Below are 13,586 nucleotides of genomic sequence, written 5' to 3'. Positions count from 1 at the left end.
CACCCCCTGCGTAACCCGTCGAGATTACCGGGCCGGCCGGGCGGTGACCCGCACCGCTGACGCGGGTCGTACGCGGGACGTAGTCTTCGTGACGTGACGGCGAACCCGGAGATCTCGACCATCCTGCAGCGCGCCGCCGACGGCGGTCGCATCACGCCGGAGGAGGCGCTGCTGCTCTATACGGATGCGCCGTTCCACGAGCTCGGCGAGGCGGCCGACGCCGTGCGGCGCCGGCGCTACCCGGACGGCGTCGTCACCTACCTGATCGACCGCAACATCAACTACACCAACGTGTGCGTCACCGCGTGCAAGTTCTGCGCGTTCTTCCGCGCGCCCAAGCACGGCGAGGGCTGGTCGCACCCGATGGAGGAGATCCTGCGCCGGTGCGGCGAGGCGGTCGACCTCGGTGCGACCCAGGTCATGCTGCAGGGTGGCCACCACCCCGACTACGGCGTGGAGTACTACGAGGAGCTGTTCTCCACCGTCAGCGAGGCCTACCCCCAGCTGGCGATCCACTCGATCGGCCCGAGCGAGATCCTGCACATGTCGAAGGTCTCGGGCGTCTCGATCGAGGAGTCGATCGTCCGCATCAAGAAGGCCGGCCTCTACTCGATCGCCGGGGCGGGCGCCGAGATGCTGCCCGACCGGCCGCGCAAGGCGATCGCCCCGTTGAAGGAGAGCGGCGCCCGCTGGATCGAGGTGATGACGATCGCGCACCGCAACGGCCTGTCCTCGACCGCCACCATGATGATGGGGACCGGCGAGACGAACGCGGAGCGCATCGAGCACATCCGGATGATCCGCGACTGCCAGGACCTCGCGGTCGCCAACGGCTACCGCGACGACGCGGTCGAGAGCTCCCATGAGGTCGGGGGTTTCCGGGCGTTCATCCCGTGGACCTACCAGCCGGAGAACAACCACCTCAAGGGCCGCACCCAGGCCACGACCATGGAATACCTGCGGTTCATCGCGGTGTCCCGGCTGTTCTTCGACAACGTCGCCCACCTGCAGGCGTCGTGGCTGACCACGGGCAAGGAGGCCGGTCAGCTGTCGCTGCACATCGGCGTCGACGACCTCGGCTCGATCATGCTCGAGGAGAACGTCATCTCCTCGGCCGGCGCCCGGCACCGGTCCAACCTGCACGAGCTGATCTCGATGATCCGCACCGCCGACCGCGTCCCGGCCCAGCGCGACACCCTCTACCGGCACCTGGCCGTGCACCACACGCCGGCCGACGACCCGACCGACGAGCGCGTGGTCTCGCATTTCTCGTCGATCGCGATGCCGGGCGGCGGCGCCGGGCGCGAATTGCCGCTCGTCGAGGTCTCCTGACCCCTCCTTCGGAGGGGTACACCTGACCGTTCGGCCAGGTGGGGATCGTCGAATCAGTGAGGGGCCGATTGCTCCTTCGTAACGAGCCTCGTCTACCTCTATGCCGTCCCGTTCCCGCTGGTTACGTTGCCTGCGTAACACCTGAGGAACTTCCTGACGGTCATACGGGCGCACGGCTTGGGCCCGCGATGACGGTCGCGGACCCGACCGCTCGCGGTCGTATATATAACGCACAAGGATGCGGGCGGGATGGGAAACCATCCCGCCCGTTCTGTCTGTGCGCCCAGTGGCAGAGTTGTCTCCGTGACGCGCGCAGACCTGGACAAGCAGCCGCATGAGGTCGCCGAGATGTTCGACGGCGTGGCCAAGCGGTATGACCTGACCAACACCGTTCTCTCGTTCGGCCAGGACCGGGGCTGGCGGCGGGCGACCCGGGCCGCGCTCGGGCTGCGGCCGGGGGAGCGGGTGCTCGACGTGGGGGCCGGCACCGGGGTCTCGACCGAGGAGCTGGAGCGTTCGGGCGCGTTCGCGGTCGGCGCCGACCTGTCGGTCGGCATGCTGGTGGCCGGACGCGGGGCGGGGCGCACGGTGCCGCTGCTGGCCGGTGACGCGCTGAAGCTGCCGTTCGCCGATGCCACGTTCGACGCGGTGACGATCTCGTTCGCGCTGCGTAACGTGCAGGACACCGAGGCCGCGCTGCGGGAACTGGGCCGGGTGACACGGCCGGGCGGACGCCTGGTGGTGTGTGAGTTCAGTCGCCCGGTCTACGGGCCGTTCCGCACTGTCTATCTCGAATACCTGATGCGGTCGCTGCCGGCGGTGGCCCGCACCGTGTCGAGCAATCCCGAGGCGTACGTCTATCTCGCGGAATCGATCCGCGCCTGGCCGGACCAGGCGGGTTTGGCCGAGCGCGTCGCGAATTCCGGTCCGTGGGACCGGGTCGGCTGGCGCAACCTGACCGGGGGCATCGTGGCACTGCACCGGGCCACCCGGGTGTAAAACGGTCATTCTGGCCACAAGGTCCGCATACGCCTGTTTTGCTCGGTTGATGACGACCTTCGGCAATCTTGAGGACACCGATATCGACGTCGCGATCGACGAGCAGGAGGCGGGGGAGCGCCGCAGCATGGAGCTGGCCACCCGCATCCGCTTGGTGGCGGCCGAGGACCCGGAGCTGGCCCAGGATCTGGTAGATGAGCTGATCGTCGCCCTTGACCGGGCAATGGGCGGTACGTTTCGGGAATATCTGGATGGAGATGCCCGCGATGTAGCAGAGCGGGCCTTGACAGAGACCGGATCGGGTAATTCACCGGCGCGGAACAGTTAGGGTCGCCTAACCCGAACGAGTTTCGATGGCCGTCCTAGACTCCGATCTGGGCACGCTTGTGAACCGTTTCACGAGCGGGCGCGAGACGGAGGTGTGCCGTGCAGGACGAGCGACGACTCGGCCCGATCGCCGACGAGGCGGATGTGATCGTCGTCGGAGCGGGACCCGGTGGTTCCGCCGCGGCCTATCACATGGCGCGGCACGGCCTACGGGTGTTGCTGCTGGAGAAGACCGAGTTCCCCCGCGAGAAGGTGTGCGGTGACGGCCTGACCCCGCGCGCGGTCCGCCAGCTGGTGCGGATGGGCGTCGACACCTCAGAAAAAGCGGGCTGGTTGCAGAACAAAGGTCTGCGGGTGATCGGCGGCGGCGTCCGCCTCGAGCTCGACTGGCCCGACCTGGCCAGCTTCCCCAACTACGGCCTGGTCCGCACCCGTCTCGACTTCGACGACATGCTGGCCAAGCGCGCGGTCGAGGCCGGCGCGCTCCTGCGCACCTCGGTCAACGTGACCGGCCCCGTCCTGGACGCCGACGGCCACGCGATCGGCGTCGAAGCCAAGGTCGGCCCGGGCAAGGAGACGGTCGAGTTCCGCGCCCCGCTGGTGATCGCCGCGGACGGGGTCTCCGGCAAGCTTCCGCTGGCCATGGGCCTGACCAAACGCGACGACCGCCCGATCGGCGTGGCCGTCCGGCGCTACTTCCACTCCCCGGTCCGGGCCGATGACGACTACCTCGAGTCCTGGCTGGAGCTGCGCAGCGCGCAGGACCGCGAGCGGCTGCTGCCGGGCTACGGCTGGATTTTCGGGCTGGGTGACGGCCGGGTCAATGTGGGCCTCGGCATCCTCAACTCGTCCAGCGCGTTCGGCAAGACCAACTACCGCGCGATGCTCAACGACTGGCTGGCCGGCACGCCCGCCGACTGGGGCCTGCGCGACGAGACCAATGCGGACGGCCCGATTCTCGGGGCCGCTCTTCCGATGGGCTTCAACCGGGTGCCGCACTACACCCGGGGCATGATGATGGTCGGCGACTCCGGCGGCATGGTCAACCCGATGAACGGCGAGGGCATCGCGTACGCGATGGAGTCGGGCGAGCTGGCGGCCGAGGTGGCCGTGCAGGCGCTCGCCCGCCCGGCCGGCGCCGACCGCGAGCGGGCCCTGCGCGCGTACCCCACCGAGCTCAGCGTGCGATTCGGCGGCTACTACCGGCTCGGCGGGATGTTCGTGAAGTTGATCGGCAACCCGCAGATCATGCGGATCGCCACCAAACACGGCATGCCGCATCCGACGCTCATGCGGTTCGTTCTCAAGCTGCTGGCCAACCTGACCGATCCGCGGGGCGGAGACGCCATGGATCGCATCATCAATGGCCTGACGAAGGTGGCACCCGCGGTATGAGCAGGTCAGGGACCCCGGTGGCCGCCGCCCCGAATCGGATTAATAGTGTGAACGGGCTAACAGTCCCTCAGGAGAGAACATGACGATCAATCCCTACGTCCCGATCGTCGGGTTGCTGATCCTCGGCGCGCTCTTCGCGTTGTTCTCGGTCGGGATCGCGCCGATCGTCGGACCGAAGCGGTACAACCGCGCCAAACTCGACGCGTACGAGTGCGGCATCGAGCCCGCCCCGCAGCCGATCGGTGGCGGCCGGTTCCCGGTGAAGTTCTACCTGACCGCGATGCTCTTCATCGTCTTCGACATCGAGACCATCTTCCTGTACCCGTGGGCCGTGTCCTTCGGGGCGCTCGGCAAGTTCGGGTTCGTCGAAATGGTCCTGTTCATCGTCACCGTCTTCATCGCCTACACGTACGTGTGGCGACGCGGCGGACTCAACTGGGACTGATACGCCATGGGCATTGAAGAGAAACTCCCGGCCGGAATCCTGCTGACCAGTGTGGAGAAGCTGTCCAACTGGGCGCGCAAGTCGTCGTTCTGGGGTGCCACGTTCGGCCTCGCCTGCTGCGCCATCGAGATGATGGCCTCCGGCGGTCCGCACTACGACCTCGGCCGATGGGGCATGGAGGTCTTCCGGGCGTCGCCCCGCCAGGCCGACCTCATGATCGTCGCGGGCCGGGTGAGCCAGAAGATGGCTCCGGTCGTCCGGCAGATCTACGACCAGATGCCCGAGCCGCGCTCCGTCATTTCGATGGGCGTCTGTGCATCGTCCGGCGGCATGTTCAACAACTACGCGATCGTTCAGGGCGTGGACCACATCGTGCCGGTCGACATCTACCTGCCCGGCTGCCCGCCGCGGCCCGAGATGCTGATCGACGCCATCCTCAAGATGCGCGAGAAGGTCATGGCCCAGCCGCTCGGACCCAACGGCCGCAAGATGCTGGAGGCCCGCCGGGCCGAGGGCAAGCTGCCGATCGTCGCGCCGGGCGCCATGCCCTCGTCGTACCGGGTCGACAAGGTCCGCCGCGCCCAGTGGGAGCAGGCGGTGCGGGAAGGCCGCGAGGAACAGCTGCGCATCGAGAACTGGATGAAGCTGCAGCCCCACCTGCGGGAGGACGGTAAATAAAGTGAGCATCGAGCCAACTGATCCTCCGAAATTTGGGAACGGGGGCGTACCGGTCAACGCCGACCCGGTCGGCGCCGACATCGACGCGCCCGCCCAGGTGCCGCCCAGCCCGCAGAAGGGCATGTTCGGCATCAGCGGCACCGGCGACGTCTCCGGCTTCGGCGGCCTGGTCCGCCGGCGGCCCGAGCTGGTCGGCACCGAGAAGCCGTACGGAAGCTACTTCGACGAGGTGACCGACGCGCTGGAGGAGGCCTACCCGGGCTTCGCCGACGCGATCGAGAAGGTCGTCGTCGACCGGGGCGAGCTCACCCTGCACATCGCGCCGGCCAAGATCGCCGAGGTGTGCCAGATCATGCGGGACGACGAGGCCCTGCGGTTCGAGCTGTGCTCCTCGGTCGACGCGGTCGACTACCTCAACAGCGACGCGCGCCGGTTCCACGTCTCCTACCAGCTGACTTCCATGACCTACCGCCGGCGGATCCGCCTCGAGGCGGCCGTCGCCGAGGGAACCAGCCTGCCGAGCGTGACCAGCATCTACCCCACTGCCGACTGGCAGGAGCGGGAGACGTACGACATGTTCGGCGTCGTCTTCGACGGCCACCCCAACCTGACCCGGATCCTCATGCCGGACGACTGGGAGGGCCACCCGCAGCGCAAGGACTACCCGCTCGGCGGCGTGCCCGTCGAATACAAGGGCGCCGAAATTCCGCCCCCTGACCAGCGGAGGGTCTACCAGTGACTTACGCAGGCGAACGAGAGACCACCGAGGGTCGCGTCTTCACCGTCACCGGCGGCGACTGGGACACGATCACCAACAACATCGACCCGCTCAGCAACGAGAAGATCGTTGTCAACATGGGCCCGCAGCACCCGTCGACCCACGGTGTGCTCCGGCTCGTGCTCGAGCTCGAGGGCGAGACCGTCACCCAGTGCCGTCCGGTCGTCGGTTACCTGCACACCGGCATCGAGAAGAACCTCGAATACCGCAACTGGACCCAGGGCACGACGTTCGTGACCCGGGCCGACTACCTGGCGCCGATCTTCAACGAGGCCGGCTACTGCCTCGCGGTGGAAAAGCTGCTCGGCATCGAGGATCAGATCACCGAGCGGGCGCGCACGATCCGGGTGCTGTTCATGGAGCTCAACCGGATCTCGTCGCACCTGGTCTGGCTGGCCACCACCGGCATGGAGATCGGCGCGATCTCGATGATGCTGTACGGTTTCCGCGAGCGGGAATACATCCTGGACGTCTTCGAGGAGACGTCCGGGCTGCGGATGAACCACGCCTACATCCGGCCGGGCGGCGTCGCCCAGGACATTCCGGAGTCGGCGATCAAGAAGATCCGCGACCTCCTGAAATACCTGCCGAAGAAGCTCAAGGAATACGAGGCACTGCTCAGCGGGCAGGTCATCTGGCACGAGCGCACGCAGGGTGTCGCCGTGCTCGACGTGACCGGCTGCCTGGCCCTCGGCATCACCGGCCCGGTGCTCCGCGCCGCCGGCCTGCCGTGGGACCTGCGCAAGACGATGCCGTACTGCGGTTACGAGGACTACGAGTTCGACGTACCGACCGCCGACACGGCCGACGTCTGGGGCCGCTACCTGGTGCGCATGGCCGAGATCCGCGAGTCGCTGAAGATCGTCGAGCAGGCGCTCGACCGGCTGAAGCCGGGCCCCATCTTCGTCGCCGACAAGAAGATCGCCTGGCCGGCGCAGCTCGCGGTCGGCCTCGACGGCATGGGCAACTCGCTCGAGCACGTCGCCAAGATCATGGGCCAGTCGATGGAGTCGCTGATCCACCACTTCAAGCTGGTGACCGAGGGCTTCCGGGTCCCGCCCGGCCAGGTCTACGTGGGCATCGAGCACCCGCGCGGCGAGCTCGGCGTCCACGCCGTCTCGGACGGCGGCACGCATCCCTACCGCGTGCACCTGCGGGATCCGAGCTTCGTCAACCTGCAGGCCATCCCCGCGATGGCGGAAGGTGCGCTACTGGCCGACGTGATCGCCGGCGGCGCTTCGCTGGACCCCGTGATGGGTGGGTGTGACCGCTAAATGTCCGACACGACGATCGATTTCTCCGTAGCGGCGGCGCCGCTGGCCGAGAAACTGCTCCCGGCCGCGCTCGAGATCATCGCGCGCTACCCCGAGGGCCGCGGCCGCTCGGCGCTGCTCCCGCTGCTGCACCTGGTGCAGACCGAGGAGGGCCACGTCAGCCCCAACGGTGTGGCGTTCTGCGCCGAGGTCCTGGGCATCACCAAGGCCCAGGTCGGCGCGGTCGCGACCTTCTACACGATGTACAAGCGCCGCCCCACCGGTGAATACCTGGTCAGCGTCTGCACCAACACGCTGTGCAACATGATGGGCGGCCAGGACGTCTACGACCAGATCTCCGAGCACCTCGGAGTCGGTCACGACGAGACCACCGGCGACGGCAAGATCACGCTGGAGCACGCCGAGTGCCTGGCGGCCTGCGACTACGCCCCGGTGGTCACGGTCAACTACGACTTCGCGGTCGACCAGGCCACTCCGGACTCGGCGATCGACCTGGTCGAACAGCTGCGCAAGGGTGAACGGCCGGCCCTGACCCGCGGTGCCCGCCTCTGCTCGCTCCGCGACATGCAGCACCAGCTGGCCGGCTTCGCCGACGAGCGGGACGGCGCGGTCGGCGACGGCCCGGCCGGGGCGCCGACCCTGCGCGGCGTGACGCTCGCCCAGCAGGCCGGCGTCGCGGTGGCGAACTTCAACCCGGACACCCCGATCAACAAGACCAAGCCCTCGCCCCGCGAGGAGCAGGCTCAGCAGCCGGGGCGGGTCACGACCGCCGTCAAGGCGGCGGCGGGCGCGGTCAAGGCGGCGGCCGGCACGGTTGCCGGCAAGGTCGAGGAGCGGCGGGCCCCCGACAGCCCGGGCGCGGCCGAACAGGCCTCGAGCAACGCCGGCAAGGCGACGGTGGACGGTGAGGTCAAGAACCCGCAGACCCGGACGGCCGAGCAGCGCAACCCGACCATGAGCACCCCGGACAAGACCGGTGACTCGCAGGCGGCGTCCCCGGCGCCGACCAACCCGGCCGAGGCGGCGGGAGTGGCCCAGAACCAGCCGGCGGGTGACGGCAAGCCGGCCGGCGACACCGACCGTGGTGCCGGCATCGTCGACGAGAAGGCCGACGCCGGCCAGCCGGCCACGGAGAGCAGCCCGGGCTGGACCAACGACCGACGCGGCAATGAGGAGAAGAAGTGACTCAGCCACGGCGCGAGGTGCTCGAGAAACTGACGCCGGTCCTCACCAAGCGCTGGCTGTCGCCGGACGCCTGGCAGATCGGGGTCTACGAGCGGCTCGACGGATACGCCGCGCTGCGCAAGGCGCTCGACGTCCACCCGGACGACCTGATCCAGCTGATCAAGGACTCGGGTCTGCGCGGACGCGGTGGCGCCGGCTTCCCGACCGGTCTCAAGTGGGGCTTCATCCCGCAGGAGCCCGATGGCGGTTTGAAACCAGCCAAGCCACATTATTTGGTCATCAACGCGGACGAGGGCGAGCCGGGCACCTGCAAGGACCTGCCCCTGATGACGTACGACCCGCATTCGCTGATCGAGGGCGCGATCATCGCGTCGTACGCGATCCGCTCCAACCGGGCCTTCATCTACATCCGGGGCGAGGCCGTGCACGCGGCCCGCCGGCTGCGTAACGCGGTCAAGGAGGCGTACGCCAAGGGCTACCTGGGCCGGAACATCCTCGGCACCGGGTTCGACCTCGACCTGGTCGTGCACAGCGGCGCCGGGGCGTACATCTGTGGCGAGGAGACCGCGCTGCTCGACTCGCTGGAGGGCTTCCGCGGCCAGCCCCGGCTGCGCCCGCCCTTCCCGGCCATCGCCGGCCTGTACGCGAGCCCGACCGTGGTCAACAACGTCGGCACCATCGCCAGCGTGCCCTACATCGTGCTCGGCGGCGCCGACTGGTGGAAGAGCATGGGCACCGAGAAGTCGTCCGGCCCGATGATCTATTCGCTCTCCGGCCGGATCGTCAACCCGGGGCAATACGAGTGCGGCCTCGGCATCACGCTCCGCGAGCTGATCGAGCTGGCGGGCGGCATGACGCCCGGCCACAACCTGAAGTTCTGGACGCCGGGCGGCTCGTCGACCCCGCTGCTGACCGCCGAGCACATCGACACCCCGATGGACTTCGAAGGTGTCGCGGCGGCCGGCTCGATCCTCGGCACCACGGCCATGCAGATCTTCAGCGACCAGGACTGCCCGGTCTACGCGACCTGGCGGTGGCTCGAGTTCTACCACCACGAGTCGTGCGGCAAGTGCACCCCGTGCCGCGAGGGCAACTACTGGATGGTCCGGACGTACCGCCGGATCCTCTCCGGCGAGGGCACCTACGCCGACCTCGACACCCTGCAGGACACCGCGGACAACATCTTCGGCCGGTCGTTCTGCGGCCTGGGTGACGGCGCGGCCACCCCGGTCATCTCGACGCTGAAGTTCTTCCGCCAGGACTACCTGGACTACATCGAGGGCCGGACCGCTCCGCGGCTGTCCGCCAAGGCCCTGGTTGGAGCGCATTAACAATGACCGACGTAGCCAAGCGGACAGATACTGTCACGCTCACGATCGACGGGGTCGAGGTCGTCGCCGAGAAGGGCGAGCTGGTCATCCGGGTCGCCGAGCGGATGGGCATCGCGATCCCGCGGTTCTGCGACCACCCTCTTCTCGCCCCGGCCGGCGCCTGCCGCCAGTGCCTGGTCGAGATCGAGGGCCAGCGCAAGCCGGTCGCCTCGTGCACGCAGGCGGTTGCCGAGGGCATGGTCGTCCACACGCAGCGCACCTCCGAGGTGGCCGACAAGGCCCAGCACGGTGTGATGGAGCTGCTGCTGGCCAACCACCCGCTCGACTGCCCGACCTGCGACAAGGGCGGCGAGTGCCCGCTGCAGAACCAGGCGATGTCCAACGGCCGGGTCGACTCCCGCTTCCACGAGCACAAGCGCGAATACGAGAAGCCGATCCACATCTCCAGCCAGGTGCTGCTCGACCGCGAGCGCTGCATCCTGTGCCAGCGCTGCACCCGGTTCTCCGAGGAGATCGCGGGCGACAAGTTCATCGACCTGATGGACCGGTCGTCGGGCGAGCAGATCAACGTCTACCGGGACGACTTCTTCGGCGGTCGCGGCACCGGTGACGGGCAGGCCGGTGACGGCGAGGGCGACGTCGCCTTCAACTCGTACTTCTCCGGCAACACGATCCAGATCTGCCCGGTGGGCGCGCTCACCGGCGAGCAATACCGCTTCCGCGCCCGGCCGTTCGACCTCGTGTCGTCGCCGACCGCGTGCGAGCACTGCGCGGCCGGCTGCTCGATGCGGGCCGACCACCGCCGCGGCAAGGTCCTGCGCCGCCTGGCCGGCGACGACGCGGCGGTCAACGAGGAGTGGAACTGCGACAAGGGCCGGTGGGGCTTCCGCTACACCACCGCCGACGACCGCATCCTCAACCCGCAGGTCCGCGACGCGGTCACCGGCGAGCTGCGCGAGGCCTCCTGGAGCGAGGCACTGCTCGCGGCGGCCGAGGGCCTCAAGGCGGCCAAGGCCGCCGGCGGCGTCGGAGTGCTCACCGGCGGTCGGCTCACGGTTGAGGACGCGTACGCGTACGCGAAGTTCGCCCGGGTCGCGCTCGGCACCAACGACATCGACTTCCGGGCCCGTCCGCTGAGCGCCGAGGAGACCGACTTCCTCGCGTCCAACGTGGCCGGGGTCTCCGACGTCACCTACGACGATGTGGAAAACGCGCCCAGCGCGGTCGTCGTCGGGCTCGAGCCCGAGGAGGAGTGCCCGATCCTCTTCCTCCGCCTGCGCAAGGGCAACCGCAACAAGAAGCTGAAGGTCACCGCCGTCGCGCCGTTCCTCACCCGGGGCTTCGGCAAGCTCAACGCGACCCTGGTCGCGGCCGCGCCCGGCGACGAGGCCGGGCTGCTGGCCGGTGACCCGGTGGTGGCCGCCGCGCTCAGCGCCCCCGGCTCGCTGCTGATCGTCGGCGAGCGTCTGGCCGAGGTGCCCGGTGGTCTCTCGGCCGCCGCCGCCCTGGCCGCCCGCACCGGCGCCCGCCTCGCGTGGGTGCCCCGCCGGGCCGGCGACCGCGGCGCGGTCGACGCGGGCTGCCTGCCCAACCTGCTTCCCGGCGGCCGTCCGGTCTCCGACCCGGCCGCCCGGGCCGAGATCTCGCTGGCCTGGGGGGTCGAGACGGGCACGCTGCCCAGCGCGGCCGGCCGCAGCACCGACGCGATCGTCCGGGCGGCGGCCGACCGCACGCTCGGCGGCCTGGTGGTCGCCGGTGTCGACCCGGCCGACCTGGCCGACCCGCGGCAGGCCGAGCAGGCGCTCGACAACGTGGGCTTCGTGCTCAGCCTGGAGCTGCGCGCCAGCGCGGTGACCCGGCGGGCCGACGTCGTGCTGCCGATCGCCCCGGCGGCCGAGAAGTCGGGCACGTTCATGGACTGGGAGGGCCGGCTGCGGTCCTTCGACGTCGTGCTGCCGACCTCGGCGATGACCGACGGCCGCGCCCTCGAGGCGGTCGCCGCTCTCATGGAAGTGACGCTGGGCACCGGCGACGTGATGGCCATCCGCCGCGAGCTCGGCGCGATGCCGGCCAGCAACTCGGGCCGCGTCTCCACGCCGAGCGTCACCGCCGGCGCGCTGCCGAAGCCGGGTGCCGGCGAGGCCGTTCTCGCCACCTGGCACCACCTGGTCGACGAGGGTTCGCTGCTCGACGGCGACGCGGTGCTGGCCGGCACGGCCCGGCCTCCGCTGGTGCGCATCGGCAAGGACCTCGCCGAGTCGCTGGGTGTCGCCGACGGCGAAGCGGTCACGGTCAGCACCGACCGGGGCGGCATCACCCTGCCGGCCGCGATCACCGACCTGCCCCCGCAGGTGGTGTGGCTTCCCACCAACTCGCCGGGGTCGACGCTGCGCCGCAGTCTCGGCGTCACCTCGGGTGCGGTCGTCCGGCTGACGGCCGGCAAGTCCGGCCCGATCCTCGCCCAGGGGGCAAACGCATGAACCAGCAGATGATCGTGGCTGGGGCTCTCGACCCCACGCTGCAGACATTTGAGAACGACTACTGGTGGGTCACGCTCATCAAGCTGGTCGCGGTCTTCGTGATCCTGCTGCTGCTGACCCTGTTCACGATCAACTACGAGCGCAAGGTCGTGGCCCGGATGGCGGTCCGGCCGGGCCCCAACCAGGTCGGTCCGAAGGGCTGGTTCCAGAGCCTCACCGACGGCCTGAAGCTGCCGTTCAAAGAGGAGATCATCCCGAAGACCGCCGACAAGGTGATCTACTTCATCGCGCCGGTGATCTCGTGTACGACCGCCTTCACCGCCTTCTCGGTGATCCCGTTCGGCGGGGTGGTCAGCTTCGGGCACTACCACACGGCGCTGCAGCTCACCGACGTGCCGGTCTCGGTGCTGGTGCTGCTGGCCTGTTCCTCGCTGAGCGTCTACGGCGTGGTGCTGGCCGGCTGGGCGTCCGGCTCGACCTACCCGCTGCTGGGTGGTCTGCGGTCGAGCGCGCAGATGATCTCGTACGAGGTCGCGATGGGCCTGTCGATCGTGGCGGTCTTCATGACCGCGGGCACGATGAGCACCTCGCAGATCGTCGAGGCGCAGGCGCAGGGCAACCCGTTCCACTTCGCGGGCGTCACCTGGCACGCCCCGGCCTGGTACGCGGTTCTGCTGCTCCCGAGCTTCGTCATCTACTGCATCTCGGCGGTCGGCGAGACCAACCGGGCCCCGTTCGACCTCCCCGAGGCCGAGTCCGAGCTGGTCGGTGGCTTCCACACCGAATACTCGTCGTTCAAGTTCGCGATGTTCTTCCTCGCCGAATACATCAACATGATCACCGTCTCGGCCTTCGCCACCACGCTGTTCCTCGGCGGCTGGCGGGCGCCCTGGCCGATCACCGCGATCTGGCACGGCGCTAACACCGGCTGGTTCGGCCTGATCTGGTTCTTCGCCAAGGTGCTGATCCTGCTGTTCGGCTTCATCTGGCTGCGGGCCACGCTCCCCCGGATGCGCTACGACCAGTTCATGCGGTTCGGCTGGAAGGTCCTCATCCCGGTCAACCTGGTGTGGATCCTCTTCCTGTCGTACGTGAAGCTTGCCAACAACGAGTTCTCGGACCGCACCAAGTGGCTCTCCGTCGGCGGCATCGTCGTCGTGGTGCTGCTGATCGCCATGCTCTGGCCGGCCGCCCGCAAGCCACGCCAGCTCTCGGTCGAGGAACAGGTGGCCAGCCGGCCACCGGGCAGTTTCCCGGTGCCGCCGATCGATCTCCAGGTACCCCCGAGCCCGCGGGCCCGCCGCGCGGTGGCCGAGCGGGCCCCCGCCACGGTCGGCGTCGACAGCGAAAAGGAGGTGTGAC

12 protein-coding genes are annotated in these 13,586 nt (G+C 69.1%); all 12 read left to right on the top strand.

Annotation, left to right across the window (positions count from 1 at the left end; translation table 11 throughout):
* Positions 1-93: 93 nt before the first annotated feature.
* The 12 genes from mqnC to nuoH all read left to right on the top strand — a co-directional run bounded on the left by mqnC (position 94) and on the right by nuoH (position 13,585).
* Positions 94-1,332: a cyclic dehypoxanthinyl futalosine synthase gene (gene mqnC / locus AB0M88_RS09805; RefSeq protein WP_364098175.1), complete on the top strand. Its 1,239-nt coding sequence runs from the start codon at positions 94-96 to the stop codon at positions 1,330-1,332.
* Between the two features lie 303 nt (positions 1,333-1,635).
* Positions 1,636-2,331: a demethylmenaquinone methyltransferase gene (locus AB0M88_RS09800; RefSeq protein WP_364098172.1), complete on the top strand. Its 696-nt coding sequence runs from the start codon at positions 1,636-1,638 to the stop codon at positions 2,329-2,331.
* A gap of 49 nt (positions 2,332-2,380) precedes the next feature.
* Complete coding sequence (locus AB0M88_RS09795) at positions 2,381-2,659, top strand: hypothetical protein (RefSeq protein WP_364098169.1); 279 nt, start codon at positions 2,381-2,383, stop codon at positions 2,657-2,659.
* A 98-nt stretch (positions 2,660-2,757) separates the two neighbouring features.
* Positions 2,758-4,053, top strand: a complete 1,296-nt coding sequence (locus AB0M88_RS09790; RefSeq protein WP_364098166.1) for a geranylgeranyl reductase family protein — start codon at positions 2,758-2,760, stop codon at positions 4,051-4,053.
* A gap of 79 nt (positions 4,054-4,132) precedes the next feature.
* The gene (locus AB0M88_RS09785; RefSeq protein WP_364098163.1) at positions 4,133-4,498 is read left to right on the top strand and encodes an NADH-quinone oxidoreductase subunit A; all 366 of its coding nucleotides are present in this window, start codon (positions 4,133-4,135) and stop codon (positions 4,496-4,498) included.
* 6 nt (positions 4,499-4,504) lie between these two features.
* Positions 4,505-5,176 (top strand): NADH-quinone oxidoreductase subunit B family protein, encoded by a 672-nt coding sequence (locus tag AB0M88_RS09780; RefSeq protein ID WP_364098160.1) that lies wholly within the window; start codon positions 4,505-4,507, stop codon positions 5,174-5,176.
* Positions 5,177-5,183: 7 nt separating this feature from the next.
* Positions 5,184-5,915 carry an NADH-quinone oxidoreductase subunit C gene (locus tag AB0M88_RS09775; protein WP_364098421.1) on the top strand — a complete coding sequence of 244 codons (732 nt, stop codon included), beginning with the start codon at positions 5,184-5,186 and terminating at the stop codon, positions 5,913-5,915.
* Entirely contained in the window at positions 5,912-7,228 is a 1,317-nt protein-coding gene (locus AB0M88_RS09770; protein WP_364098157.1) for an NADH-quinone oxidoreductase subunit D, read from the top strand. Before AB0M88_RS09775 ends, AB0M88_RS09770 begins: the two co-directional genes overlap by 4 nt.
* Positions 7,229-8,413 (top strand): NADH-quinone oxidoreductase subunit NuoE, encoded by a 1,185-nt coding sequence (gene nuoE, locus AB0M88_RS09765; protein WP_364098154.1) that lies wholly within the window; start codon positions 7,229-7,231, stop codon positions 8,411-8,413.
* Positions 8,410-9,744, top strand: a complete 1,335-nt coding sequence (nuoF, locus tag AB0M88_RS09760; protein ID WP_364098151.1) for an NADH-quinone oxidoreductase subunit NuoF — start codon at positions 8,410-8,412, stop codon at positions 9,742-9,744. Before nuoE ends, nuoF begins: the two co-directional genes overlap by 4 nt.
* A 2-nt stretch (positions 9,745-9,746) precedes the next feature.
* The gene (locus tag AB0M88_RS09755) at positions 9,747-12,224 is read left to right on the top strand and encodes an NADH-quinone oxidoreductase subunit G (protein WP_364098148.1); all 2,478 of its coding nucleotides are present in this window, start codon (positions 9,747-9,749) and stop codon (positions 12,222-12,224) included.
* A gap of 11 nt (positions 12,225-12,235) precedes the next feature.
* Positions 12,236-13,585, top strand: a complete 1,350-nt coding sequence (nuoH, locus tag AB0M88_RS09750) for an NADH-quinone oxidoreductase subunit NuoH (protein ID WP_364098418.1) — start codon at positions 12,236-12,238, stop codon at positions 13,583-13,585.
* Position 13,586: the final 1 nt, after the last annotated feature.

The sequence above is a fragment of the Actinoplanes sp. NPDC051411 genome (genome assembly GCF_040682075.1).
Taxonomy (GTDB): domain Bacteria; phylum Actinomycetota; class Actinomycetes; order Mycobacteriales; family Micromonosporaceae; genus Actinoplanes.
Note: the sequence above shows the minus strand (reverse complement) of the source record. Positions and strands in the feature narration are given on the sequence as shown.

What these genes read in the sequence shown, in the direction of transcription:
- AB0M88_RS09755 (WP_364098148.1), top strand. Translation starts at nt 9,747, where the DNA reads ATGACCGACGTAGCCAAGCGGACAGATACTGTCACGCTCACGATCGAC.
- AB0M88_RS09785 (WP_364098163.1), top strand. Translation starts at nt 4,133, where the DNA reads ATGACGATCAATCCCTACGTCCCGATCGTCGGGTTGCTGATCCTCGGC.
- nuoE (WP_364098154.1), top strand. Translation starts at nt 7,229, where the DNA reads ATGTCCGACACGACGATCGATTTCTCCGTAGCGGCGGCGCCGCTGGCC.
- AB0M88_RS09780 (WP_364098160.1), top strand. Translation starts at nt 4,505, where the DNA reads ATGGGCATTGAAGAGAAACTCCCGGCCGGAATCCTGCTGACCAGTGTG.
- AB0M88_RS09795 (WP_364098169.1), top strand. Translation starts at nt 2,381, where the DNA reads ATGACGACCTTCGGCAATCTTGAGGACACCGATATCGACGTCGCGATC.